Annotated in this window: 20 protein-coding genes and 1 pseudogene; 13 read left to right on the top strand and 8 right to left on the bottom strand. The window is 73.0% G+C overall.

Annotation, left to right across the window (positions count from 1 at the left end; all coding sequences use genetic code 11):
* Positions 1 to 104: 104 nt before the first annotated feature.
* The gene (locus E0F75_RS03490) at positions 105 to 809 is read left to right on the top strand and encodes a GNAT family N-acetyltransferase (RefSeq protein ID WP_187620906.1); all 705 of its coding nucleotides are present in this window, start codon (positions 105 to 107) and stop codon (positions 807 to 809) included.
* 56 nt (positions 810 to 865) lie between these two features.
* Here the strand turns inward: E0F75_RS03490 and E0F75_RS03485 are convergent.
* Positions 866 to 1207: pseudogene (locus E0F75_RS03485) on the bottom strand (TetR-like C-terminal domain-containing protein); the annotation flags it as partial.
* A gap of 46 nt (positions 1208 to 1253) precedes the next feature.
* Complete coding sequence (locus E0F75_RS03480) at positions 1254 to 2168, bottom strand: nitroreductase/quinone reductase family protein (RefSeq protein ID WP_187620905.1); 915 nt, start codon at positions 2166 to 2168, stop codon at positions 1254 to 1256.
* A 153-nt stretch (positions 2169 to 2321) separates the two neighbouring features.
* Here E0F75_RS03480 and E0F75_RS03475 point away from each other — a divergent pair, with 153 nt between their 5' ends.
* Together E0F75_RS03475 and E0F75_RS03470 are read left to right on the top strand one after the other, a co-directional pair.
* The gene (locus E0F75_RS03475; protein WP_187621032.1) at positions 2322 to 2726 is read left to right on the top strand and encodes a MarR family winged helix-turn-helix transcriptional regulator; all 405 of its coding nucleotides are present in this window, start codon (positions 2322 to 2324) and stop codon (positions 2724 to 2726) included.
* Positions 2727 to 2767: 41 nt separating this feature from the next.
* Positions 2768 to 3865 carry a calcium:proton antiporter gene (locus E0F75_RS03470; RefSeq protein WP_187620904.1) on the top strand — a complete coding sequence of 366 codons (1098 nt, stop codon included), beginning with the start codon at positions 2768 to 2770 and terminating at the stop codon, positions 3863 to 3865.
* 30 nt (positions 3866 to 3895) lie between these two features.
* Here E0F75_RS03470 and E0F75_RS03465 read toward each other — a convergent pair whose 3' ends face one another.
* Positions 3896 to 6343, bottom strand: a complete 2448-nt coding sequence (locus tag E0F75_RS03465; protein WP_187620903.1) for a penicillin acylase family protein — start codon at positions 6341 to 6343, stop codon at positions 3896 to 3898.
* 157 nt (positions 6344 to 6500) lie between these two features.
* Between E0F75_RS03465 and E0F75_RS03460 the strand changes: the two genes are divergently transcribed.
* Positions 6501 to 8009: a fatty acyl-CoA synthetase gene (locus E0F75_RS03460; protein ID WP_187620902.1), complete on the top strand. Its 1509-nt coding sequence runs from the start codon at positions 6501 to 6503 to the stop codon at positions 8007 to 8009.
* Positions 8010 to 8060: 51 nt separating this feature from the next.
* Here the strand turns inward: E0F75_RS03460 and E0F75_RS03455 are convergent, their stop codons facing one another.
* Both E0F75_RS03455 and paaK read right to left on the bottom strand, forming a co-directional pair.
* A complete protein-coding gene (locus tag E0F75_RS03455) occupies positions 8061 to 9677 on the bottom strand; it encodes a serine/threonine-protein kinase (protein ID WP_187620901.1) in 1617 nt (538 codons plus the stop codon).
* Between the two features lie 138 nt (positions 9678 to 9815).
* Positions 9816 to 11105, bottom strand: coding sequence for a phenylacetate--CoA ligase PaaK (paaK, locus tag E0F75_RS03450; RefSeq protein ID WP_187620900.1), 1290 nt, complete (start codon positions 11103 to 11105; stop codon positions 9816 to 9818).
* 295 nt (positions 11106 to 11400) lie between these two features.
* On the opposite strand from paaK, the gene E0F75_RS03445 reads away from it, so the two are divergent.
* Together E0F75_RS03445 and E0F75_RS03440 are read left to right on the top strand one after the other, a co-directional pair.
* Positions 11401 to 12177 (top strand): GNAT family N-acetyltransferase, encoded by a 777-nt coding sequence (locus tag E0F75_RS03445; RefSeq protein ID WP_187620899.1) that lies wholly within the window; start codon positions 11401 to 11403, stop codon positions 12175 to 12177.
* 104 nt (positions 12178 to 12281) lie between these two features.
* Positions 12282 to 14318, top strand: a complete 2037-nt coding sequence (locus E0F75_RS03440; protein WP_187620898.1) for a serine/threonine-protein kinase — start codon at positions 12282 to 12284, stop codon at positions 14316 to 14318.
* Between the two features lies 1 nt (position 14319).
* On the opposite strand, the gene E0F75_RS03435 is transcribed toward E0F75_RS03440, so the two are convergent.
* Complete coding sequence (locus E0F75_RS03435; RefSeq protein WP_187620897.1) at positions 14320 to 15135, bottom strand: pentapeptide repeat-containing protein; 816 nt, start codon at positions 15133 to 15135, stop codon at positions 14320 to 14322.
* Positions 15136 to 15238: 103 nt separating this feature from the next.
* On the opposite strand from E0F75_RS03435, the gene E0F75_RS03430 reads away from it, so the two are divergent.
* Complete coding sequence (locus E0F75_RS03430) at positions 15239 to 16759, top strand: alpha/beta fold hydrolase (protein ID WP_187620896.1); 1521 nt, start codon at positions 15239 to 15241, stop codon at positions 16757 to 16759.
* 51 nt (positions 16760 to 16810) lie between these two features.
* On the opposite strand, the gene E0F75_RS03425 is transcribed toward E0F75_RS03430, so the two are convergent.
* Positions 16811 to 17161 (bottom strand): helix-turn-helix domain-containing protein, encoded by a 351-nt coding sequence (locus E0F75_RS03425; RefSeq protein ID WP_187620895.1) that lies wholly within the window; start codon positions 17159 to 17161, stop codon positions 16811 to 16813.
* Positions 17162 to 17237: 76 nt separating this feature from the next.
* Here E0F75_RS03425 and E0F75_RS03420 point away from each other — a divergent pair, with 76 nt between their 5' ends.
* A complete protein-coding gene (locus E0F75_RS03420) occupies positions 17238 to 17903 on the top strand; it encodes an NADPH-dependent F420 reductase (RefSeq protein WP_187620894.1) in 666 nt (221 codons plus the stop codon).
* A 140-nt stretch (positions 17904 to 18043) separates the two neighbouring features.
* A complete protein-coding gene (locus tag E0F75_RS03415; RefSeq protein ID WP_187620893.1) occupies positions 18044 to 18457 on the top strand; it encodes a VOC family protein in 414 nt (137 codons plus the stop codon).
* Between the two features lie 17 nt (positions 18458 to 18474).
* Here the strand turns inward: E0F75_RS03415 and E0F75_RS03410 are convergent, their stop codons facing one another.
* Positions 18475 to 20175 (bottom strand): acyl-CoA synthetase, encoded by a 1701-nt coding sequence (locus E0F75_RS03410; RefSeq protein ID WP_187620892.1) that lies wholly within the window; start codon positions 20173 to 20175, stop codon positions 18475 to 18477.
* Between the two features lie 164 nt (positions 20176 to 20339).
* Between E0F75_RS03410 and E0F75_RS03405 the strand changes: the two genes are divergently transcribed.
* The 4 genes from E0F75_RS03405 to E0F75_RS03390 all read left to right on the top strand — a co-directional run bounded on the left by E0F75_RS03405 (position 20340) and on the right by E0F75_RS03390 (position 24570).
* Entirely contained in the window at positions 20340 to 21149 is an 810-nt protein-coding gene (locus E0F75_RS03405) for a crotonase/enoyl-CoA hydratase family protein (protein WP_187620891.1), read from the top strand.
* Positions 21150 to 21384: 235 nt separating this feature from the next.
* On the top strand, positions 21385 to 22344 hold the full coding sequence (locus E0F75_RS03400; protein ID WP_187620890.1) for a Zn-ribbon domain-containing OB-fold protein: 960 nt from the start codon (positions 21385 to 21387) through the stop codon (positions 22342 to 22344).
* A complete protein-coding gene (locus tag E0F75_RS03395) occupies positions 22341 to 23411 on the top strand; it encodes a thiolase domain-containing protein (RefSeq protein ID WP_187620889.1) in 1071 nt (356 codons plus the stop codon). Before E0F75_RS03400 ends, E0F75_RS03395 begins: the two co-directional genes overlap by 4 nt.
* Complete coding sequence (locus tag E0F75_RS03390; RefSeq protein WP_187620888.1) at positions 23401 to 24570, top strand: thiolase domain-containing protein; 1170 nt, start codon at positions 23401 to 23403, stop codon at positions 24568 to 24570. Before E0F75_RS03395 ends, E0F75_RS03390 begins: the two co-directional genes overlap by 11 nt.
* Positions 24571 to 24575: the final 5 nt, after the last annotated feature.

Below are 24575 nucleotides of genomic sequence, written 5' to 3'. Positions count from 1 at the left end.
TGATCAGGAACAGCTTTCTGCGTCCGCTTAGACTTCGTGCGCGAGGAGGTCTCCCACGGTGACCGCCTTCCCCGTTCGACACGGAGCATGAGAGGGACGACACGATGGCGGGCCGCGATCCCTTCGTACTGGACGACCCCGTGGGCGAGTCCCTCCGGGGCCGTCACGCCCATCTCGCCCGCCGCGTCGGCAGGGCCGTCACCTATCTGCCGGACGTCTCGACCTTCGCCGCCGTCTCCACCGACCCGGATCCGGCGAGGTGGGCCGACCTCACCGAACTCCTCGGCCGGGGCGCGTTCGCCGACATGTTCAGCTGCCCGGTTCTCCCGCCGTCGGACTGGGAGCCCGTCTTCGTCCTGGAAGGCCGCCAGATGATCCGGCCGGGCGACGGCGCGCCCGGGCTTCCGGGAGACGAGACGGACGACGGCGTGGTCGAACTGGGCGCGGACAGCGTGCCCGAGATGCTGGACCTGGTCGAACGCACGCGACCCGGGCCGTTCTGGTCCCGGACCCCCGAACTGGGCACCTACCTCGGCATCCGTGCGAAGGGCACGCTGGTCGCCATGGCCGGCGAGCGGCTCCGGCCTCCGGGGTGGACCGAGATCAGCGCGGTCTGCACCGCCCCCGAGGCCCGCGGGCAGGGCCACGCCGCCCGCCTGGTCGGCGCGCTCGCGGCACGCATCGAGGCGCGGGGCGAGGGGGCCTTCCTCCATGTGGCCGAGGCGAACGCCGGTGCGCGCGCCCTCTACGAGAAGCTCGGCTTCGTGACGCGCACACACGTGACCTTCCGCGGCTTCCGTACGCCGTAGGGCCCCGCGGCCGACCTCCGGGCCCCGCGGCCGGCCTCCGGGCCCTGCGGCCGGCCTCAGGGCCGGGGTGCCAGCAGCTCGTCCAGTTCGGCCGCGAAGAGCAGGGCCGGGTCGAAGTCCATGCCGGTGAAGTGGCCTGCGAGTTCCAGTGACAGGACGCCGTGCACACGGGTCCAGAAGGTCAGGAACCGGTGGAGGGCGCCGGGCGGGGCGGGATGGCCCGCGGCCCAGCCCCGATGGTCCTCCAGATGGCTGCCGAAGGAGGTCGTCGCGCCCGCCCGGGGGAGCGACGCGCACGCGTCGAGCAGCGTCGTCATGATCTCGGCGGAGACGGCGGTGGTGTCCGCGGGCGCCTGGTACCCGGGGACGTGAGGGCCTCGAAGCGTGGCTGCGAGACCTGAAGTCCGCCGCCGAAGCCGGGTGACCCGAGGTCCGCCGCCGGGGCTACGTGCCGGGCACGGCCCGGGAGCGCGTGAGGGCCGGGACCAGCTGTGCCTCCTCGTACGTGAAGTGTTCCTCCAGCCGGGTGGCCAGCCGGTCCACCTCGGCGCGGAGGGTCGCGGGTGCGGCCCCCGAGGTGAGGAGCGCCTCCAGTTCCTCCACCGTGCGGGCGACCACCTTGTGCTCCTCGCGCATCCGGTCCAGCGAGTCGGACAGCTCCGGGAACTCGCGCTCCAGGAGGTCGAAGGCGCTGTCCTCGTTGTGATGGTGGGCGTGCAGCGCGCCGCAGAAGGTCAGGCAGTGGCGGGCCAGCCGGCTGCCGAGAGTCGGGGTGTGCCGTACCGCCGTGCCTGCGGTGTCCGTCGAGCCCGCCGGATCCGTCGCCTCCTCCGCCGCGGACCCCAGCCCCTCGCGTAACGCCGTCAGCTCGGCGCGCAGTTCGGCGTGGACCTTGACCAGGTGGTCGGCGATCGCCCGGTGCCGCGCCGGGTCCCCGAGGTCCACCCGGTGCAGGGCGACGACCGGGATGATCCGGTCCGTGGCCGCCTGGTAGGCGGCGAACCCCGGGTCGCGGCCCGCCTGTTCCGCGTACAGCCGGTCCCGCTCCTCGCCCTCCGTCACCACCGCCGTCGCCCCGAAGCGCTCGACGGTCCCCTCGGGGGTGCCCAGCTCGACGGTCACGTACGGGTCGGCGCTGAGGTTGTGGAACCAGGCCGGGTGCTTCGGCCCGCCGGCGTTCGACGCGAAGACGAGCAGCCGTGCCCCGTCGCGCACGTACACGGCGGGGTTGGTGTGTGCCCGCCCGCTGCGGGCGCCCGTCGTGGTGAGCAGGAGCAGGGCCGCGCCCTCGAACATCCCGCCCACCCGGCCGCCGTTGGCGCGGAACTCCTCGATGACCTGTTGGTTGAAATCGGGCATGGCTGTGCCTTCCGGTAGCATCGATCCCGACGGATCTATTTGCTTTGAAAGCAAAGCTAAAAGGGAGGGTGCACGGTGTCAACCGCACACGAGGGGGACGAGGCCGCCGACGGGCCGGAACTCGACGAGGCCGTGCGCACGTTGCTGCTGCTCATGCCTCGGATGGTCTCGAGGGCGAAGCGGATCAGGATTCCTGAGGAGCTGCAGACGCTCACGCTGGCGCCCCGCCATCTCTCCCTGCTCGCCTATCTCCTGTTCGACGGGTCGCTGAGCGTCAACGAGCTCGCCGCCCGCCTGGAGATCGCCCCGACGACCGTGAGTCTCATGGTGGGGGACCTGGCGAAGAAGGGCGTGCTGGAACGGGTCGAGGACCCCGCCGACCGCAGGCGCAAGATCGTCTCCATCGCGCCGGCGCACGCTGCCGCCATCGACGGCTGGCTCGGCCGCAGCGCAGACGCCTGGCGCTTCGCCCTCGCCCCGCTCGACGCGGCGCAGCGGCGGATGTTCCTCGAGACCCTCAGCGCGTACGAGCGCGGCCTCAGCGACCCCTTGGATTGACCGAACCGGGCGAAAGCCCCCTTTGTGGCAGGATGCGGATCATGAGTTCGAGCACGGCGTCATTGGCACGGCAGTGGACCACCTGGGGGCCGGTGGTGGCGGCGCTTGCGCTTGTCGCGGCCTGGGGGCGCGACCTGCCGGGCTTCGCCGTCGGGCTCATCGCGCTCTGCCTGATCGCCGCCGTCCTCGCCGCGGTCCACCACGCCGAGGTCATCGCCCACCGGGTGGGCGAACCCTACGGCTCGCTCGTCCTCGCCGTGGCCGTCACCGTCATCGAGGTCGGACTCATCGTCACACTGATGGCGGGAGGCGGCGAGAAGACCTCGACCTACGCGCGCGACACCGTCTTCGCCGCCGTCATGATCACCTGCAACGGCATCGTCGGCCTCTCCCTGCTCGTCGCCGCGCTCCGCAACCGGGTCGCGGTCTTCAACGCCGAGGGCTCCGGCGGCGCGCTCGCCACGGTCTGCACCCTGGCCACGATGACACTGGTCCTGCCGACCTTCACGACCAGCCACCCGGGCCCCGAGTTCTCCTCCGCCCAGCTCGCCTTCGCCGCCGTCGCCTCCATCTGCCTGTACGGGGTGTTCGTCGGCGTCCAGACCGTACGGCACCGGGACTACTTCCTCCCCGTACCGCGTCCCGGCCATGACTCGGAGGACGAGCACGCGGACCCGCCGACCCGGCGCGACGCCTGGACCAGCCTCGGCCTCCTGGTCGTCGCCCTCGTCGCCGTCGTCGGCAACGCCAAGCTGATCTCGCCGACCATCGAGGACGGCGTCGAGTCGGCGGGCCTGCCCAAGGCGGTCGTCGGTGTCGTCATCGCCCTGATGGTGCTGCTGCCCGAGACCCTCGCCGCCGTCCGCGCGGCCCGCAGGGACCGCGTCCAGACCAGCCTCAACCTCGCGTACGGCTCCGCGATCGCCAGCATCGGCCTGACGATTCCGGCGATCGCGCTCGCCTCGATCTGGCTGTCCGGACCCCTGGTCCTCGGCCTGGGCCCGCTCCACATGGTCCTGCTCGTCCTCACCAGTGTGGTGAGCGCCCTGACCGTGGTGCCCGGACGGGCCACGCTCCTCCAGGGCGGCGTCCATCTCGCGATCTTCGCCGCCTTCGTGTTCCTGTCGTTCAGCCCCTGACGAGCCCTGCGTCAGACCGAGCAGAACCGTTCAGCCCCTGGCGACCACCACCCGCAGCGCCGGCGAGCGCAGGATGTCCTTCTCGCAGAACCGGGAGGTCACCCAGCGCTCGCCCGCGTACAGCCGGGTCTGGTCGCTGTAGTGCGGCGACATCGGGTTCGAGGACTGGGAGTACGAGAGCAGGGTGCGGGCCACCGGGCACCGGCCGCCGTCCCAGCCCACCGCCTGCACATGACTGGTCCCGTGCGCGACCTCCGGGTAGCCGCCGCCCGCCGCGTTCCACACCGGCTCCGTCTTGTTCCAGACGCCCAGCGACTCGGTGCCGCCGCTCACCGGGATCCGCTCCCCGTTCCGTACGACGAACTGGTGCGCGCCGAGCGGTGCGTCCAGCGGGATCCCCGCCGCCCGCAGCTCCGCCACCGCGTCCGCCAGGGCCTTCGTGAAGCCCGGTGCCGCCGTGTTCAGGGTGTTCGGGGTACGGACCGGATCCGTCGCCGAGAACGGCACCGTCCACTGCTGGGCCGACGGCACCGCCGCCGTGAACTTCCGCCAGAAGCGGTCGAAGAGCAGCGCGCCCCTGCTGTCCGTGTTCACCGTCCGGTCCCAGGCGCCGATCACCCGGCAGGCCCCGGGATCGTCCGGCAGCGCCGTCCCACAGGACCGTGCCGCGTCGGCCGCCGCCAGATCACCGGCCGGAGCCCGGTTGGCGAACTGCTGGCGCTGCAGGTCGGCGACCGTCAGATCGCCGCGCGCCGCCATCGCCGCCACGTCCTCGACACCGCCGCGGGTACGCAGCGAGCGCTGCGTGGCGATCGTGCCGAAGATCCGCTCGTAGCCGGTCAACGGCCGGTCGGCGTTGGCCAGCCAGGCACTGTCGTTGGAGTTCTCCACGTACGGCGTGTCCCGCAGCACCGGCATCCTCGCCGGCCCGAAGACGCCCGGCTGCACCGCGTCCGGGTCGGAGCCGAGCGCGCAGTCCGACCGCGAGCCGTCGAGCACCGCCACCCCCGACGAGGGGTAGGTGGCCCGGCCCAGCGGGGTGGAGCAGCGCGCGGCGAGCTCGTCGGTGATCCGGGGGAGCACCTGCGACTGACTGAAGTAGGAGTGGCCCGCCGAGTCCGCCGCGATCGTGTTGACCCAGGGCAGCCCCTGGGTGCGCCGCAGGGCCTCGGCGATGTCCCGGGTGGAGCGCGCCTTGCCGAAGCCGAGCGCGGTGTCGGAGCCGCGCAGATTGCTCGCGTTGGGGTCGTTGAGCGCGTACGCCGTGCTCGCCGTCCACGGCAGCGGGAGCTGTGCGCCGAGACCGCCGACGACGGGGCCGTACCGGGTCCACCACTGGGTCCGGGTGACCGGGGCGCCGCCCTTGACCGGGACGGTCACCTGACGCGGGGTCATCCGTTCCGGCCGGCCGTCCACCAGGTACGAGGTCGGGTCGCCCGGGGCGAGCATCAGCTGGTGCAGGTTGAACGGGACGCCGGTGGCGACGGTGTGGCTCCAGGCCACCTTGTCGTTGAAGCCGATGTTCACGACGGTCGTGCCGAGGAGCGAGGCGCCCGAGACGTTCAGCTCCCCGGGGATGGTCTGCTGCGACTGCCAGAAGCGGCGGCCGCCCTGCCAGGGGTAGTGGGGGTTGCCCAGGAGCAGGCCGCGCCCGTTCGCCGTGGTGGCCCCCGAGAAGGCAACGGCGTTGGAGCCCATCGTGGCGTTTTCGGCGGCGAAGAGTTCCCGCGCGGCCTCGGCGGCCCGCTCCGGGTCGGGCAGCTGCCCGGAGGCACCGGCCGGCGGTGCGGGCGTCTGCCCGTCCGCGCCGGTGTGCGGTGCGCCGGTCGGCGGGCCGGCGGGAGTGGCCGGCGGCCGGGCGGTGGTGATGCCGTCGACGGCACGGCCCTGGCCGCCGAGCACCGAGACGGCGAAACCGCGCCGGGCCACGTCGAGGGCCGTCACCGGGCGGACCCAGTCGGCCTTCGCGCAGGCGGGATCAGTGACGCGGTTCTTCCGCAGCCAGGCGTTGTACCCGGCCGCCCAGCCGCGCATGAGCTCCTTCAGATCGCGGCTCGGACCGGTCGGCGCCGGAGTGCCGACCAGCGCCTCGACGGTTCCGGCGTCCCTCACCCCGCGGAAGTACAGGTCGCTGGAGAGGTTCGTGGCGGCGGAGGACAGCGAGCCGTCCGGGGCGGCGTCCGGGCCGAAGTACCGGGAGCGCTCCCCGTTCACCGTCAGGAAGCCGTCCGCGAGCGTGCATACCTGGTCGGCGGCCTGGGCCCAGCCCGTCCCGAAGCCGAGGTTCGCGTAGTCCTCGGCCACGATGTGCGGGATGCCGTACTCGGTGTACCGGATGACCGCCGACAAGCCCCGGTCGGACGGACGGTGGCCCCGGCCCCCGGAGTCGGCGGCCGCCGCGCCGGGCAGCGTGGCGGTGACGACGGCGAGGGCGGATGCGGTGAGCGCCAGGTGCTTCAGACGGGTACGGAGGTGCAAGGTGCCTCCCAACGGGCGGATGAGCACTACGGGTTGGACCATGCACGCAGTCGCGGGCCCCCGTGTCAACATCCCGTTCGGTATCCGAGGTCCGGGCCTGTCCGGCGCGCCCGCACGGTACTTGACCTTCCGCCCGGTGCGCGCGGAGGATCACGGCATGGATCGACTCCTCAGCCGCGCCGTCGACGGTGTCCTGCGCATGAGCGCTCAGCGCGTCCCCGACCGGATCGCCCTCCGCTACGCCGACCGGACCTGGACGTACGCCGAGCTGGACACGGCCGTCTCCACCGCCGCGGCCGTCCTGCGGGAACCGCACCACGGCCTCGGCCTGCCCGAGGCCGCCCGGGTCGCGACCTACGGCCACAACTCGGACGCCTACCTCATCGCGTTCCTCGCCTGCTCCCGGGCGGGCCTGATCCATGTGCCGGTCAACCACCACCTGACCGGCGAGGACCTCACGTACCTCCTCGAACAGTCCGAGACCTCCCTGGTCCTCGCCGACCCCGCCCTCGCGGAGCGCGTACCGGACGGTTTCGCGGTCAAGGCGCTGCGGGACGCGCCCGGTTCACTCCTCGACGCGCTCGCGGAGCCGGAGGCGTACGACAGCGACCGTGACGCCCGGGAGGTCGTCCAACTGCTCTACACCTCGGGCACCACCGCGCTGCCCAAGGGCGCGACGATGACCCACCGGGCGCTCGTCCACGAGTACGCGAGCGCGATCGAGGCGCTCGACCTGCACGAGGACGACCGGCCGGTGCACGCGCTGCCGCTCTACCACTCGGCCCAGATGCACGTCTTCCTGCTGCCGTATCTCGCCGTCGGCGCCGAGAACACGATCGTCGACGGACCCGATCCGGCCGTCCTCTTCGACCTGATCGAGGCGGGCCGCGCCGACAGCCTCTTCGCCCCTCCGACGGTGTGGATCGGCCTCGCCAACCACCCCGAGTTCGCGGACCGCGACCTGTCGGCCCTGCGCAAGGCCTACTACGGGGCCTCGATCATGCCCGTACCGGTCCTCGAGGGGCTGCGCGCACGACTCCCCGAACTGCGCTTCTACAACTGCTTCGGCCAGTCCGAGATCGGCCCCCTCGCCACGGTCCTCGGCCCCGACGAGCACGAGGGCCGGATGGACTCCTGCGGCCGGCCCGTCCGCCACGTCGAGGCGCGGGTCGTCGACGAGGACGGCAAGGACGTGCCCGCCGGCACCCCCGGCGAGATCGTCTACCGCTCCCCGCAGCTGTGCGACGGGTACTGGCGCAAGCCCGAGGAGACCGAGGCGGCCTTCAGGGACGGCTGGTTCCGCTCGGGCGACCTCGCCGTCCGCGACGCCGAGGGCTATCTCACGATCGTCGACCGGGTGAAGGACGTCATCAACTCCGGTGGCGTGCTGGTCGCTTCGCGCCAGGTGGAGGACGCGCTCTACACCCATCCGGGGGTCGCCGAGGTGGCCGTGATCGGCCTCCCCGACGAACGCTGGATCGAGGCGGTCACGGCGGTGGTCGTCCCGCGCGGCGAGGTCACCGAGACGGAACTGCTCACCCACGCGCGGGAGAACCTGGTCCACTTCAAGGCCCCGAAGCGCATCCACTTCCTCCCGGAGCTGCCCCGCAACGCCAGCGGCAAGATCCTCAAGCGTGAGCTGCGCGAGCGGTACGCGGACGGCTAGGCCTGTCCGGCGGATCATGGCCGGGGCCGACCCTGATCCGCCGGACAGGCCCTAGGCGGGCTTGAGGCAGTAGTCCCGGTCCCAGGTCTCGGTGTACGGGAGGCTGTTCGGCCGCGCGTTCCATTCCGTGCCGCAGTCGGTGAACGCGTCCCGGGGCGCGTCGACGACCTTGACCACCTTCAGCTGCCTTCCTTCGCCGCAGGTCCGTTCCGACCACAGCACGTCGATGGAGAGGAATCCACCGTCGCCCTGGCCGGCATCGAGACAGTCGCCGGCCACGACGTGCGGTGCCACGCACAGCTTCTGCGCCGCCCAGCGCTCGCCCACGACGGACACGTTGAGGCAGGAGCCGTCCGCGCGTGCCCCCATCACGACCGTCCGGGCGCCGGTCGTGCCGCAGTCGACTACACGAGGCCGGCCGGGAGTGAACGTCTCCTTGCCGGAGCGGGTGTTGCCGAGGCAGTCACCGACGGCGGGGACCTTGTCGGCGAGGTCGGGGTCGCCGGTGTCGAACAGCCCCTGGCGGTACCCCACATAGCCGCCCGTCGCCAGCACGACGGCGAGTACGCCGGCCACCGCACCCAGGACTCGGCGCCGCGGCCCCGGCGGCACACGCGCGGGCTGGGACGAGGGAAGGGGGGCGCGGGGCGGGGCCGTGCGAGTGGGCGCCTCATGGGATCCCGCCGGGGCAGCGGGAGGCGAGGATGCTTCAAGGACGCCTTCCTCCGGCGTGCCGGGAGTCGAGGACATGGGGGCGTCGAAGGCCGCGGACTCCTCGTCCGGCCGCGGTGCCACGAAGTCCTGGTGCGCCCTGATCGCAGCCGTCCACGACGCGGGGAGCAGTTCGCTGCCGCCGGTCGGGTCCTTCGCGAAGCCGGCGAGCAGAGCCGCCGGTGTCGGCCGGTCCGCCGGGGACAGGGAGAGCAGCGGGAGGACCAGTTCCCGCAGCTCCTCCGGCAGGAGGCGATCGTCGACGTCGGCGCGCTGGACGCGAGCCAGCAGCCGGAACGCGTCGTTCACCGGCCCGTACGGGAACCGCGCCGTCGCGAGATGGAGCAGCGTCGCCCCCATGGAGTACATGTCGGATGCAGCCGTCGACGCCTCGCCGCGTGCCTGTTCCGGCGAGGTGAAGGCCATCGTGCCCAGCGTCAGGGTGGTGCGGGTCAGGTCGAGGGCGTGGGAGATGCCGAAGTCGATGAGGCGGGGGCCGGACAGCGGCAGCAGCACGTTGCCGGGTTTGACGTCGCGGTGGACGACGCCCGCGCCGTGGAGGTCCGCGAGGGCCTCGGCCATGCCGACGGCGATCCAGCGCACGGCCGGGGCGGGCAGCGGGCCTGCCTCCCGGACGAGTTCGGCGAGCGAGGGGGCGGGGATGTACTCGGTGGCCATCCACGGCCTCGGGGCCTCCGCGTCCGCGTCCATCACGGATACCGTGAAGGCCCCGGTGACGCGGCGGGCCAGCGCGGCCTCACGGGCGAAGCGCCGCCGGTCGGACTCCTCGGGCACGCCGTCGGCGAGCAGCGTCTTGACCGCGACCAGCCGGCCGCTGACGGTGCGGCCGAGATAGACCCGCCCCATGCCGCCGGAGCCGATCCGGCCGATCAGCCGGTACGTGCCCAGCCGGCGCGGGTCGTCCCCCTGTAACGGCTCAAGCCGTGGCCCGCCCATGCCGAGTCCCCCGCTCCCGGTGACGCCTGGGGCCAGGGTGGTCCCGCCCCTGCCGCAGACCGTACGCGATCGGGTACGTGCGCAGGGGCCGTTCGCATACGATCGGCCAGGTCCGCCACGGAGGTGACGGGCGGCCGGCTAGGACGTCTTCCGCAGGTCCACGATCCGCTTGATCTTGCCCACCGAGCGCTCCAGGGTCTCCGGGTCGACCACCTCCACGCCCACCGAGACCCCGATGCCGTCCTTGACCGCCGCCGAGATCGTCCGGGCCGCCTCCGCGCGCTGCTCGACCGTCGCGCCCGCGCGGGCCTCGGCCCGTACGGTCAGGGCGTCGAGCCGGCCCTCGCGGGTCAGCCGGAGCTGGAAGTGCGGGGCCACGGCCGGGGTGCGGAGGACGATCTCCTCGATCTGGGTGGGGAAGAGGTTCACCCCGCGCAGGATGATCATGTCGTCGCTGCGCCCCGTGACCTTCTCCATCCGCCGGAACACTCGCGCGGTCCCCGGCAGCAGTCGGGTCAGATCGCGCGTCCGGTAGCGGACGATCGGCATGGCCTCCTTGGTGAGCGAGGTGAAGACGAGCTCCCCCTCCTCGCCGTCCGGCAGCACCTCGCCCGTGAACGGGTCCACGATCTCCGGGTAGAAGTGGTCCTCCCAGATGTGCAGGCCGTCCTTCGTCTCCACGCACTCCTGTGCCACGCCGGGGCCGATCACCTCCGACAGGCCGTAGATGTCGACCGCGTCGATCGCGAAGGCCTCCTCGATCTCCTTCCGCATCGCCTCCGTCCACGGCTCGGCGCCGAAGACGCCCACCTTCAGGGAGGTCGAGCGCGGGTCCACGCCCTGCCGCTCGAACTCGTCGAGCAGCGTCAGCATGTACGAGGGGGTCACCATGATGATCTCGGGACGGAAGTCCTGGATGAGCTGCACCTGCCGGGCCGTCATGCCGCCCGACGCGGGGATCACCGTGCACCCGAGCCGCTCCGCGCCGTAGTGCGCGCCGAGTCCGCCCGTGAACAGGCCGTATCCGTACGCCACGTGCACCTTGTGCCCGGGGCGTGCCCCGGCGGCGCGCAGCGAGCGGGCGACCACGTCGGCCCACATGTCGAGGTCGCCGTCGGTGTAGCCGACGACGGTCGGCCGGCCGGTGGTGCCGCTGGAGGCGTGGATGCGCCGGATCCGGGACTGGTCGACGGCGAACATGCCGAAGGGGTAGTGGTCGCGCAGGTCCGTCTTGGCGGTGAAGGGGAAGCGGGCCAGGTCCGCGAGCGTACGGCAGTCGTCCGGGGTCACTCCGGCCGCGTCGAAGGAGCGCCGGTAGAAGTCCACGTTCTCGTACGCGTGGCGCAGGCTCGCCCGCAGCCGCTCCAGCTGGAGGGCCGCAAGCTCCTCGCGTCCGAGCCGTTCGCCGCTGTCCAGCAGTTCCGTCATCGCGCCACTCCTCCACGGTCGTAAAACGGACGACCGATCATTCGGTCGATCCGTTCCCGGTCAGTAAAACCGGAGGCACCGGGGGGTTGGCAAGGGGTCGGAGCAAGGTTCCCGGCTTGTGCCGCAATCCCACCTCGGGGTGTTTCGGGTGGTTCGGGCAGGGCGGGCGGCTCCTGCGGGGAGGGGTGGCCCCTCCGGCCCCTCCGGCCCCTGCGGTCATCCCGTAGCCGGGCGGCCTCCGGCCCCTCCGGTAAACCCGTTGCCGGGCGCGGGGACGGGTGCTGGAGTGGCCCGCATGGAACCCCAGCACCTCCGTGACCTGTACGACCGTCAGCTCCGACGCGACGCCCGCCCCGACGGGCCCGGCTGCCGGGTCGAGCGCGTCGGCGACGTCGTCCGCCAGACCGGACCCGCGCACGCCTGGAACGGCGTCCTCTGGTCCGGTCTCGACGCCGAGAACGCCGACCGTGCCATCGCAGGCCAGATCGACCACTACCGCGCCGAAGGGCTGCCCTTCGAGTGGAAGCTGTACGCCCACGACACCCCCGTCGACCTCGGCGAAAGGCTCCTCGCCGCGGGCTTCGCCGCCGAGGACCCCGAGACCCTGATGGCCGCCGAGGCCGCCGAGCTGCCCCACGACGTACCGCTGCCCGCCGGCGTCGAGCTCCGGGCCGTCACCGACGAGTCGGGGGTACGCCAGGTGGCCGAGGTCCACGAACGCGCCTTCGGCACCGACAGCGGGCACCTCGAACGCCAGCTCCTGGACCGGCTCGCGGCCGACCCCGACACCGTCACCGCCGTCCTCGCCCTCGCGGACGGCGAGCCCGTCAGCGCCGCCCGCCTCGAACTCTGCCCCGGCACCGACTTCGCCGGCCTCTGGGGCGGCGGCACCGTCGAGTCCTGGCGCGGCCGCGGCCTCTACCGCGCACTCGTCGCCCACCGCGCGCGCATCGCCGCCGAACGAGGCCACCGCTACGTCCAGGTCGACGCGGCCGACACGAGCCGCCCCATCCTCCACCGCCTCGGATTCCTCACCCTTTCCACCACGACCCCTCACACATACGGCGGTTGAACCGAACCCTTCCCCGGCGCTCCCCGTAGACAGGGCGGGACCGGTGTCCGGAAACGGTAGGGTGCCGTCCGGCAATTGAGGTCTGCGTGGGGAGACACGAGTTCATGAGTGGTCAGCAGTCGGGTCGCGGGGGCGGCACGGGCGAGGTCTTCCAGCCGCTCGCGGCAGACGACCCCACCACAGTGGCGGGATACCGGCTCGCCGCACGGCTGGGCGCCGGCGGCATGGGCAAGGTGTACCTGTCGTACACCCCCGGAGGCCGGCCCGTCGCCATCAAGCTGATCCGCCCCGAGTTCGGCGAGGACGCGGAGTTCCGCCGCCGCTTCGCCCAGGAGGTGCGCTCCGCGCAGCGCGTCCAGGGGCTCTTCACCGCGCCCGTGATCGACGCCGACCCCGAGGGGGCACAGCCCTGGCTGGCGACCGCCTACGTCCCCGGCCCCTCGCTCGCCGACGCGGTCGTCTCCCACGGCGCACTGCCCGTGGAGACGGTGCTGCTGCTCGTCGCGGGCATGGCCGAGGCCCTGCACGTCATCCACGGCGCCGGGATCGTGCACCGCGACCTCAAGCCGTCCAACGTACTGCTCGCCGCCGACGGGCCCCGCGTCATCGACTTCGGCATCGCGCACGCGGCCGACGCGACCTCCCTCACCGGCAGTGGCGTCACCATCGGCACCCCGTCGTTCATGGCGCCCGAGCAGGCCGCCGGGCGCAGGGTGACCGCGGCCACCGACGTCTTCGCGCTCGGGCAGGTCGCGGCGTACGCGTCGACAGGGGTCCCGGCGTTCGGCGAGGGGACCTCGCACGGCGTCCTCTACCGGATCGTGCACGAGGAGCCCGACCTCGGCGCGGTGCCGGAGCGCCTGAGCGAGCTGGTCACCCGGTGCCTGGTGAAGGACCCGGAGGCGCGGCCGTCGCTCGCCGAGATCATCCAGCTCTGCCAGGCGGCGAACGCGTCGACCGTGCTCCGCCGGCCCGAGGACTGGCTGCCGGGCCCGGTCTCCGCCGACATCACGGCGCGTGCGGCCGCTCCGGCGCCCGTCCAGACGCCGCCGCCCCCGCCGACCGCGCCCACGGGCGGCTACCCGCCCACCGCTCCGGCCGGGCCGCCGGCGCCCGCCGTGGCCTACTCGCCGACCGCTCCGTCGACCCCGGCTCCGCCGGCCGCCCCGCCCGGGGCGTACGGGCCGTCCGCGGGACACCAGGCGACCCCGCCGCCCGGGCCGTACAGCACGCCCCCGCCGCACGCGGCACCGACCCATGCCGCCCCGCCGCACACGGCGCCGACCCATGCCGCCCCGACGCACACGGCGCCGACCCATGCCGCCCCGACGCACACGGCGCCGACCCATGCCGCCCCGACGCACACGGCGCCGACCCATGCCGCCCCGCCGCACGCGGCGCCGACCCATGCGGCACCCGGTCACGCCTACCAGCCGCCACAGGGGCCGTACCCGCCGTCGTCGTACCCGCACCCCGGAGCCCCCGGCGGGCCGATGTCCGGGCCGCCCGGCGCACGGCGCGGCTCGGCCAGGAAGGGGCTGCTCGTCGCCGTGGCCGCCGTGCTCGCCTTCGGCGCCGTGGGCGGTGTCACGGCCTACACGCTCCTGAAGGACAAGGAGCGGACGAACGCCGCGGACGACGACAAGCCGAGCGGCGGTACGGGTGGCCCGACGGCTTCGGGCCCCACCGGGACCGGCGGCAGCAACGGAACCGGCGGCACGCCGAGTGCGAAGCCCCCGACGGCGGCCGCCGCGAAGCCCGCCGACTTCGAGAGCATCAACCTCACCGCCGGCTACCACCTGACCCTCGGGGACGAGGTCGTACGGCCCCAGGACGGCGAGGACGGCGGGTACGAACTCTCCTACGACACCGGCGGTTACCTCGACGCCGAGAGCAGCGGCGGCAACATGGTGCTCCTCGACCCGGGGCAGGAGGGCTCCCTCGACGTGTGCCGCGCGGAGACCCGGTTCACCAAGGAGGTGTACGTGAACAAGCTGTCCCAGGGCCGCCAGCTGTGCGTCACGACAGGGACCGGCCACATGGGCCTCGTCACCGTGAGGGGCATCTCTCCGGAGGACTCGCCCAGCACCTACATGACGCTCGACGTGACGGTCTGGCGCAACGCGGCCCCCGCGTCGTAGCTCAGGACGCCCAGTGCGCGGGGCGCTCGAAACCCTCCGGAAGGCGGGTCTCGGCGTTCCCGCGCGCCGCGTTCAGCTGGGGCTGCGTCAGGAAGAGGACGCCGGTCAGGTCCGCACCCGACAGATCGGCGTCCCGCAGGTCCGCACCGATCAGATCCGCGAGCGACAGATCGGCACCCGCCAGATCCGCCGCGATCAGCAGCGCCCCGCGCAGGTCGGTGCCGCGCAGCGTCGCCCCGCGCAGCCGCTTGCCGATCAGGTCCGCCCCGCGCCGGCTCTTCGGCTTCCCGCCGGCCGTGGCGCGGACGAGTTCACTCGTCCGCAGGAGCAGCTCGTTCACCTCGGCGCGCACCTCCGGCACCCTCAGCTCCTCCAGGTCGTCCGCCGAGCCCCCGGTGAGGCCCTCGACCCGGGCGAGTGCCGTCCGCAGCTCGGCGTGGACGGGACGGGCCGCCGGGCGGCCCAGCGCCTCCGTGAGATAGCGCAGCAGCTCGTGGAGCTGGCGCATCACGTAGAACACGTCGTACATCCGGCTCGCGGTCTCCGGCGCCTCGCGCCAGGACACACCGCCGAAGGTCACCTGGGAGACCTGCTGGCCGGCGCCGAAGCAGTCGTACACCGTGCAGCCCTGGAAGCCGCTCGTCCGCAGCCGGGTGTGGATGCCGCAGCGGAAGTCCTCCTGAAGGTTCCGGCAGGGCTCGCCCGGCGCCTTGTTCACGGCGAAGTCGGCCGACTTCGCGAAGGGCAGCGCGACACAGCACAGTCCGAAGCAGTTGGCACAGTCGCCGCGCAATGCGGATTCCCGGGATTCGGGCACAGTGGGATGGTTCCTTCGCTGGTCGGGGACGGTCCACCCACCGTATCGCGCTCCCCGTCAAACCCGTTGCGAAGATCGTTCGTGGTCCTTGAGGATCGGTGCCATGCCACAGTTCACCTCATACGACGGAACCGAACTCGCCTACCGGATCGTGGGGGAGGGCGAGCCCCTGGTGTGCCTCGCGGGCGGGCCGATGCGCGACGCTGTCTACCTCGGTGACCTGGGCGGACTCGCCGCCCACCGCGCGCTGGTCCTGCTCGACGCCCGGGGGACCGGGGCGAGTGCCGAGCCCGCCGACACCGACACGTACCGCTGCGACCGGCAGGTCGGCGACGTCGAGGCGCTCCGCCTCCACCTCGGCCTGGAGCGGATCGACCTGCTGGGCCACTCGGCGGGCGGAAACCTGGCCACCCTGTACGCCGCCGCCCACCCCGAGCGGATCCGCTCCCTCGTGCTCGTCACCAGCCTGGGCCGCGCGCTCGGCGTCGGCACCACCGACGAGGAGTGGGACGAGGCCGTCGAGATCTTCGCCGACCAACCCTGGTACGCGCAGGCCAGGGCCGCGCTCGACGCGATCGGCCCGGACACTCCGGAGTCCCGCGTCCGTGAGATCGTCGCGCCCTTCGCGTACGGCCGCTGGGACGCGGCCGCCCAGGACCACGCGGCCCGCGATGCCGAGCAGGTGAACCGGGCGGCCGCCCCCGCGTACCACGGCGAGGGCGCGTACACCCCGGAGGCGACCCGCCGCGCGCTCACCGCGCTCACGGCGCCGGTCCTCCTGCTCGCGGGGGAGTGCGATCCCGGCCCCACCCCGGCCAAGGCCGCCGAGGCCGCCGCCCTCTTCCCGAACGCCGAGCTCGTCGTCGTGCCGGGCGCCGGACACTTCCCGTGGGTGGACGACGCGGAGGCGTTCGTCCGCCCCGTCGCCGCCTTCCTCGACCCGGAGGTCCGTACGGTCACGGTGGACGGCGTCCGCCTCGCCTACCGGGTACGGGGCTCCGAGGACGCCCCGCCCATCGTCCTGGTCCACGGGCGGGGCGAGAACAGCACCACCTGGACGGGGATCGCGGCCGATCTCGCCGCCGACCACCGGGTGTACGCGGTCGACCTGCGCGGCCACGGACTCAGCGACCGGCCCGGCACCTACGGCTTCGACGTCTTCCGCGACGAACTCGGCGGCTTCCTCAAGGCCCTCGGCCTCACCGGCGCCACCGTCGTCGCCCACTCGATGGGCGGCGGGTCCGCATATCTCCTCGCCGCCAGGGAACCGGACCTGATCGGGCGGCTCGTCCTGGAGGACGTCCCCGTGTTCTTCCCGCTCGACCCGCCGCGCCCCCGGGCCGAACGCCCCGAGGGCCCGCTCGGCTTCGACTGGGAGATCGTCCCGTCCACCGACGCCCAGCTGAACGAGCCCGACCCGGCCTGGCGCGCAGAACTCCCCGCGATCACGGCCCCGACGCTCGTCCTGGCGGGCGGCCCGACCAGCCACGTCCGCCAGGACCAGCTGTCCTGGCTGGCCGACCGCATCCCCGGCACTCGGTTCGTCACGATCGGGGCGGGGCACCTCGTCCACACGGACGCGCCGGACGAATTCCTGCGCGCACTGCGGGAGTTCGGCCTCTAGGAGGTGTCGTGCCGGTCGCGCCGGGTCGACGCGGCCGACGTCATCTCGCCGTCACCCGCCGTGGCGCTCCTGGGCGGCCATCACCTCGTCGCCGTGCTCGAAGGCCCACGCGCCGAACGCGTCGATCGGACCCAGTAAGGTCCGCCCCAGGCCGGTGAGTTCGTAGCTGATCCTGGCCGGCGCGCCGTCCTCGACGCGCCGCTCCACCAGGCCGTTGAACTCCAGCCGCCGCAGCGTCTCGGTGAGGACCTTGGAACTGATGCCGCCGATGTGCTCCCGGAGTTCGCCGTGGCGGCTCGGGCCCCGGCGGAGGGACCAGAGCACCACGGCGTTCCAGGTGTTCGAGAGCAGGTCGAAGGCGAGGCGGGCGCGGCAGTCGGCGAGGTAGGCGTCGGAAGTCACGTACCAGATGGTGCCCGACCGCCTTCCTAGTGTCGTTCCCGAGGTGCCGAAAGCCGGCGCGGAGAGGGGACGGACGATGAGGATCGGCGTACTGGGCACGGGCAACATGGCGGACGCCCTGGCCACCCACTGGGTACGGGCGGGACACGAGGTCCTCGTCGGGGGCCGGGACGAGACGAAGGCGCGGCACCTCGCGAGCCGCCTGGGCGGCGCGACCGGGTACGGCAGCCTGCGCGCGGCGGCGGGATTCGGCGACGTGGTCCTCGCCGCACTGCCGTACGGGGCGGGGGAGACGATCGTCGGCGAGCTGCGGGCGCCCCTGGCCGGGAAGGTGCTGCTCGACTGCTCCAACCCGGTGGGACCCGGCTTCCGGCTGCTCACGGACGGTGGCCCCTCGGCCGCGCGCCGCCTCGCGGACGCCGCGCCCGGCGCACGGGTCGTCAAGGCCTTCAACCTGTGCCACGAGGACGTGTGGAGGATGGACCCTCCCGCTTTCGACGGGCAGCTTCTCGCCGTCCCGGTGTGCGGCGACGACGAGACCGCGCTCGCGCTCGTACGGCAGCTGGTGAGGGACGCGGGCTGCGTACCGCTGACCGGGGGAGGCCTCGACAGGGCGGGGCTCCTGGAGGCGACGGCCGCGCTCTTCATCGGCCTGTGGGTCGGGGAGAACGCGGACGCCCGGGCGATGGCGCCGCCGCTGGCGTTCGCGGCGGGGCCGGGAGAGAGGCCGGACGGCAGGTAGCGGGTGTCCGTGGCCATGGGCCGATCGGCCCAGGCGCGGCGCGCCTCGGCCGATCGGACGGACCCCGGTGCAGGATCGGTCGGGCGGCGCCCTCGGACGGTGCCCGACATCGCCACGGCGCGACATGACAGGAGCCAGGTGTGACCACTCGTCTCAACCCCTACCTCAGCTTCTCCGGCGACGCGAAGCAGGCCCTGGAGTTCTACCAGCAGGTCCTGGGGGGCACCCTCGACCTCAACACGTACGGCGGGTTCGGCGCCGAGGCGCCGCCCGGGTACGCCGACAAGATCATGCACGGCATGCTGGAGACGCCCAGCGGCTTCACGCTGATGGCCGCCGACAATCCGCCGGGCACGGAGCAGACCCCGGGGGGCGGCTTCGCGGTGAGCCTGAGCGGCGACGACGCCGAGGAGCTGCGCGGCTACTGGGGCGGGCTGTCCGACGGCAGCACCGTGGCCGTCCCCCTGGAGAAGCAGATGTGGGGCGATGTGTTCGGCATGTGCACGGACAAGTTCGGCGTCACGTGGATGGTCAACATCACCGAGCGGAGCTGACCTGGCTCCGCTTCCGCCTACGGGTTCGTGTCCGGGCCCGCGTTCGTGTCCGCCTCCACCGCCACCGTGCGGGCCCAGCGGTAGTCCGCCTTGCCGCTGGGGGAGCGCTGGATGCGGTCGGTGAGGACCAGCTGGCGCGGGACCTTGTACCCCGCCAGGCGGGGACGGCAATGGGTCTGGAGGGTCTCCAGGTCCAGCGGCGGAGCGTCAGCGCGGAGCTGGACGACCGCGGCGACGTGGTTGCCCCAGCGGGCGTCCGGCACTCCGGCGACCAGCGCGTCGTACACGTCGGGGTGGGACTTCAGGGCCTGCTCCACCTCCTCCGGATAGACCTTCTCGCCACCCGTGTTGATGCACTGCGAGCCGCGCCCGAGGACGGTGACCACCCCGGTCTCGTCCACGGTCGCCATGTCGCCGAGGAGCACCCACCGGACCCCGTCCCGCTCGAAGAACGTCTCGGCGGTCTTCTCCGGGTCGTTGTAGTAGCCGAGCGGCACGTGGCCGCGCTGGGCCAGCCGGCCGATCTCGCCGGTGGCGACGGGGGCACGGGTCACCGGGTCGACGACCTGGGTGCGTTCGTTGACGTGCAGCCGGAAGCCCCTGGCCGGGCCGGAGTCGTCGGTGGCGCGGCCGTTGGAACCGGACTCGGTCGAGCCGAAGTTGTTGAGCAGCAGGACGTTCGGCATCAGTTCCTGGAGCTGGGCCCGTACGGTCTCGGACATGATCGCCCCGGACGAGGACAGGCTGAACAGGGCGGAGAGGTCCGTGCCCTTCAGCGGCCCGCGCAGCGCGTCCACGAGGGGCCGCAGCATCGCGTCCCCGACCAGGGAGATGCTGGAGACCCTCTCCTTCTCCAGGGTGCGGAGGACTTCCTCGGGGACGTACTTGCGGTGCAGGACGACCCGCTGGCCGTAGTTGAAGGCGATGAACGCGGTCAGCGTGGAGGTGCCGTGCATCAGCGGCGGCGCGGGGAAGAAGGTGATGCCGGCGCCGCCGGCGGCGACTCGCTCGGCCAGCTCCTCGGGGCGCTTCACCGCCTCGCCCGAGGGGTCCCCGCCGAACAGCCCCGCGAAGAACAGGTCCTCCTGGCGCCACAGGACGCCCTTGGGCATCCCGGTCGTGCCACCGGTGTAGATGATGAAGAGGTCGTCGGCCGAGCGGGGCCCGAAGCCGCGCGCGGGTGAACCGGCGGCCTCCGCCTCGGCGTACGGGACACAGTCCAGCGCGGCCGCTCCCTCGCGTTCGGCGCTTCGCTGTGCAGCGGATCCTTGAGGGGTGGTGGTCGGGCGACGGGTCGGCGGGGTCCCCACCCGCACGAGGTGCCGCAGCTTCTCCGTCTGCGGCAGCGCCGCCGCGACCCGGTCGGTGAACTCGGCGTCGAAGACGAGTGCGGCCAGGTCGGCGTCCCGGTAGAGGTAGACGAGCTCCTCCTCCACGTACCGGTAGTTCACGTTGACCGGCACGATCCGTGCCTTGAGGCAGGCGAGGACGGTCTGCAGGTACTCGATGCCGTTGTACAGGTGGAGGCCGAGGTGCTCGCCGGGCCGGATGCCCGCGTCGATGAGGTGGTGCGCGATCCGGTTGGCGGCTTCGTCGAGCTCGGCGTAGGTGAGCCGGCGCTCCTCGCCCGTCCCCGGATGATCGACGTACACCAGCGCCTCGCGGTCGGGGACCGCGTCGACCACCGATTCGAACAGGTCGGCAAGGTTGTACTCCACCGTTCCTCCTGACCCCGGTTCGCACTGACTCGGCGGTCATTAGAGCGCCGACCGGCGACAGGGGGAAGGGGGTGCGCAGAAGAATCTGACTGAGTGTCAGAAAACTATTGAACTGGACCCCCGGCTACTGCAACCTGTTCCAGAACTGGAGACGGGAGACCCCCATGGGTGGCACTGGTGGCACCGAACATCTCGGCGTACGGCGCGAAGGCGCCACGCTCGTCCTCACCTTGAACCGGCCCGAGGCCAAGAACGCCCTCTCGCTGCCGATGCTCGTCGGCCTCCACGACGGCTGGCTGGAGGCCGACGCCGACGACGGCATCCGCTCCGTCGTCCTCACCGGCGCGGGCGGCTCCTTCTGCGCGGGCATGGACCTCAAGGCCCTGGCCGGCAAGGGAATGGAGGGCGAGCAGTACCGGGACCGGCTCAAGGCCGACCCCGACCTGCACTGGAAGGCGATGCTGCGCCACCACCGCCCCCGCAAACCCGTCATCGCCGCGGTGGAGGGCCACTGCGTCGCCGGCGGCACCGAGATCCTCCAGGGCACCGACATCCGGGTCGCGGCGGCCTCGGCGACGTTCGGACTCTTCGAGGTCCGGCGCGGCCTCTTCCCGATCGGCGGCTCCACGGTCCGCCTGCCCCGGCAGATCGCCCGTACCCACGCCCTCGAAATGCTCCTCACGGGCCGCCCGTACTCGGCGGAGGAGGCCGCCCGGATCGGCCTCGTCGGCCGGGTCGTCCCCGACGGCACCGCACTCGACGCGGCCCTCGACATCGCCGAGCGGATCAACGCGTGCGGGCCGCTCGCCGTCGAGGCGGTCAAGGCGTCCGTGTACGAGACCGCCGAGATGACGGAGACGGAGGGGCTGGCCGCCGAACTGAAGCGGGGGTGGCCGATCTTCGACACGGCGGACGCGAAGGAGGGGGCGAGGGCGTTCGCGGAGAAGCGGACGCCGGAGTACCGCCGGGAGTGAGTTTCCCCCACCCCACCCCGCCCCTTCCCGAACGGGGGCTCCGCCCCAGGCCCCGGTCCTCGAACGCCGGACGGGCTGGATGTGCCGCCGTAGTCCAGCCCCGCCAGCGTGTGAGGCGTGGGGGTCCGGGGGCGGAGCCCCCCGGTCACGGGAAGGGGCGGGGTGGGGGAAACGGCCCCGCGCAGCGGCCTCATCGCATCCACCACCACCGACCGGCCACCAAGGAGCCCGCCCCATGACCGTCACCCCGCCCCCTGAAATCCTGCGCGCACCCCTCGTCGTCGAATTCCCCTTCACCCGCTCCCTCGGACCCGTCCAGTCCGCCTTCCTCACCGGTCTGCGCGAGCAGACCGTCCTCGGCGTCCGCACCGAGACCGGTGAGGTCCTCGTCCCGCCCGTCGAGTACGACCCCGCCACCGCCGCCGAGCTCCGCGATCTCGTCGAGGTGGGTGCCACCGGGACCGTCACCACCTGGGCCTGGAACCCCGAGCCCCGCCCCGGGCAGCCCCTCGTGACCCCCTTCGCCTGGGTCCTCGTCCGCCTCGACGGCGCCGACACCGCCCTCCTGCACGCCCTCGACGCCCCCGGCCCCGAAGCCGTCCGCACCGGCATGCGGGTCCGGATCCGCTGGGCCGCCGAACGGTCCGGTGCCATCACGGACATCGCGTGCTTCGAGCCGTACGACAGCGATCCGGCGGCCGAACCGGGCGCCCACGACGGCCGGTTCACCGACCCCGTCACCGGCATCGTCGCCGCCGCCCGCCTCGACTACACCTACAGTCCCGGCCGCGCCCAGACCCGCTACCTGCAGGCCCTCGCCGAGCGCCGGACCGTCGGCGAGCGCTGCCCCTCCTGCGCCAAGGTGTACGTGCCGCCCCGCGGCGCCTGCCCCACCTGCGGAGTCGCCACCACCGACCAGGTCGAGGTCGGACCGCGCGGCACCGTCACCACGTACTGCATCGTCAACATCAAGGCGAAGAACCTCGACATCGAGGTGCCGTACGTCTACGCCCACATCGCCCTCGACGGCGCCGGGCTCGCCCTCCACGGCCGCATCGGAGGCATCCCGTACGACCAGGTCCGCATGGGCCTGCGCGTCGAACCCGTGTGGAGCGAGGACGGCCGCTACCCCGACCACTACCGGCCCGCCGGCGAGCCCGACGCCGACTACGACACCTACAAGGAGCTGCTGTGACGCCGCACCGGCCGGACCGAGAGGTGGCGATCGTCGCCTTCGCCCAGAGCGACCACCGCCGCCGCACCGACGACCTCTCCGAGGTCGAGATGGTCATGCCCGTCCTGCACGACGTCCTGCGGCAGACCGGCCTCAGGACCTCCGACATCGGCTTCACCTGCTCCGGCTCCTCCGACTACCTGGCCGGCCGCGCCTTCTCCTTCACGATGGCCCTCGACGGCGTGGGCGCCTGGCCGCCGATCTCCGAGTCCCACGTGGAGACGGACGGCGCCTGGGCACTGTACGAGGCCTGGGTGAAGCTCCTCACCGGTGAGGCCGACACCGCCCTCGTCTACTCCTACGGGAAGTCCTCGCCCGGCTCCGTCCGCGACGTCCTCACCCGTCAGCTCGACCCGTACTACCTGGCCCCGCTCTGGCCGGACTCGGTCGCCCTCGCCGCGCTCCAGGCGCAGGCTCTCGTCGACGCGGGCGCCACCGACGAACCCGCCCTCGCCTCGATCGCCACCCGCAGCCGCGAGGACGCCACCGCGAACCCCCACGCCCAGCTGCCCGGCGCCCGCCCCCAGGGCGAGTACGTCGTCCAGCCGCTGCGCACCGGCGACTGCCCGCCCATCGGCGACGGCGCCGCCGCCGTGATCCTCGCCGTCGGCGACCGGGCCCGCGAACTCTGCGCCCGCCCCGCCTGGATCCGGGGCATGGACCACCGCATCGAGGCCCACTCGCTCGGCGTCCGCGACCTCACCGACTCGCCCTCCACCCGCCTCGCCGCGGAACGCGCCGGAGCCTTCGAGGCGCCCGTCGACACCGCCGAACTCCACGCGCCCTTCACCTCCCAGGAGGTCGTCCTCCGCCGGGCCCTCGACCTCGACGAGAGCGTGAGGGTCAACCCGTCCGGCGGAGCGCTCGCCGCCAACCCCGTCATGGCCGCCGGCCTCATCCGGCTCGGCGAGGCCGCCGCCCGCATCCACCGGGGCGACTCCGACCGCGCCCTCGCCCACGCCACCTCAGGGCCCTGCCTCCAGCAGAACCTGGTCGCCGTCCTGGAAGGAGAGCCGCATGTCCGGTAAAGAGCCCGTCGCCGTCATCGGCATAGGCCAGACCAAGCACGTCGCCGCACGCAGGGACGTGTCGATCGCCGGACTCGTCCGCGAGGCCGCCGTCCGCGCCCTGGCGGACGCGGAGCTGACCTGGGCGGACATCGACGCCGTCGTCATCGGCAAGGCGCCCGACTTCTTCGAGGGCGTCATGATGCCGGAGCTGTACCTCGCCGACGCGCTCGGCGCGGTCGGCAAGCCCATGCTCCGGGTGCACACGGCGGGGTCCGTCGGCGGTTCCACCGCGCTCGTCGCCGCGAACCTGGTCGCCGCCCGGGTCCACCGGACCGTCCTCACCCTGGCGTTCGAGAAGCAGTCCGAGTCCAACGCCATGTGGGGCCTCTCCCTGCCCGTGCCCTTCCAGCAGCCGCTGCTCGCCGGAGCCGGCGGCTTCTTCGCCCCGCACGTGCGCGCGTACATGCGGCGGACCGGCGCACCCGACGCGATCGGCTCCCTCGTCGCGTACAAGGACCGGCGGAACGCGCTCAAGAACCCGTACGCCCATCTCCACGAGCACGACCTCACCCTGGAGAAGGTGCAGGCCTCCCCGATGCTCTGGGACCCGATCCGCTACTCCGAGACCTGCCCCTCATCGGACGGGGCCTGCGCGATGATCCTCACCGACCGGACGGGCGCGGCCCGTGCGCCCCGCCCGCCCGCCTGGGTGCACGGCGGCGCGATGCGCAGCGAACCGACCCTGTTCGCGGGCAAGGACTTCGTCTCCCCGCAGGCGGGCCGGGACTGCGCCGCCGACGTCTACCGGCAGGCCGGCATCACCGACCCCCGGCGGGAGATCGACGCCGTGGAGATGTACGTGCCGTTCTCCTGGTACGAGCCGATGTGGCTGGAGAACCTCGGCTTCGCGGAGGAGGGCGAGGGCTGGAAGCTCACCGAGGCAGGAGTGACCGAACTCGACGGCGACCTGCCCGTGAACCCCTCCGGCGGGGTGCTCTCCACCAACCCCATCGGAGCCTCCGGGATGATCCGCTTCGCCGAGGCCGCGCTCCAGGTACGGGGCGAGGCGGGCGAGCACCAGGTCGACGGCGCACACCGGGCCCTCGGACACGCCTACGGAGGCGGCGCCCAGTTCTTCTCCATGTGGCTCGTGGGAGACACCCCGCCCGCCGGGTGAGCCGC

It is taken from the genome of Streptomyces sp. CB02980, from assembly GCF_014451325.2.
GTDB lineage: Bacteria > Actinomycetota > Actinomycetes > Streptomycetales > Streptomycetaceae > Streptomyces.
This window is presented reverse-complemented; position numbering and strand designations above follow the sequence as displayed.

Coding starts and splice junctions, on each gene's coding strand:
- E0F75_RS03445 (WP_187620899.1), top strand. CDS start 11,401: ATGGAACCCCAGCACCTCCGTGACCTGTACGACCGTCAGCTCCGACGC.
- E0F75_RS03420 (WP_187620894.1), top strand. CDS start 17,238: ATGAGGATCGGCGTACTGGGCACGGGCAACATGGCGGACGCCCTGGCC.
- E0F75_RS03460 (WP_187620902.1), top strand. CDS start 6,501: ATGGATCGACTCCTCAGCCGCGCCGTCGACGGTGTCCTGCGCATGAGC.
- E0F75_RS03440 (WP_187620898.1), top strand. CDS start 12,282: ATGAGTGGTCAGCAGTCGGGTCGCGGGGGCGGCACGGGCGAGGTCTTC.
- E0F75_RS03400 (WP_187620890.1), top strand. CDS start 21,385: ATGACCGTCACCCCGCCCCCTGAAATCCTGCGCGCACCCCTCGTCGTC.
- E0F75_RS03490 (WP_187620906.1), top strand. CDS start 105: ATGGCGGGCCGCGATCCCTTCGTACTGGACGACCCCGTGGGCGAGTCC.
- E0F75_RS03470 (WP_187620904.1), top strand. CDS start 2,768: ATGAGTTCGAGCACGGCGTCATTGGCACGGCAGTGGACCACCTGGGGG.
- E0F75_RS03455 (WP_187620901.1), bottom strand. CDS start 9,677: ATGGGCGGGCCACGGCTTGAGCCGTTACAGGGGGACGACCCGCGCCGG.
- E0F75_RS03430 (WP_187620896.1), top strand. CDS start 15,239: ATGCCACAGTTCACCTCATACGACGGAACCGAACTCGCCTACCGGATC.
- paaK (WP_187620900.1), bottom strand. CDS start 11,105: ATGACGGAACTGCTGGACAGCGGCGAACGGCTCGGACGCGAGGAGCTT.
- E0F75_RS03475 (WP_187621032.1), top strand. CDS start 2,322: ATGCCTCGGATGGTCTCGAGGGCGAAGCGGATCAGGATTCCTGAGGAG.
- E0F75_RS03405 (WP_187620891.1), top strand. CDS start 20,340: ATGGGTGGCACTGGTGGCACCGAACATCTCGGCGTACGGCGCGAAGGC.
- E0F75_RS03390 (WP_187620888.1), top strand. CDS start 23,401: ATGTCCGGTAAAGAGCCCGTCGCCGTCATCGGCATAGGCCAGACCAAG.
- E0F75_RS03480 (WP_187620905.1), bottom strand. CDS start 2,168: ATGCCCGATTTCAACCAACAGGTCATCGAGGAGTTCCGCGCCAACGGC.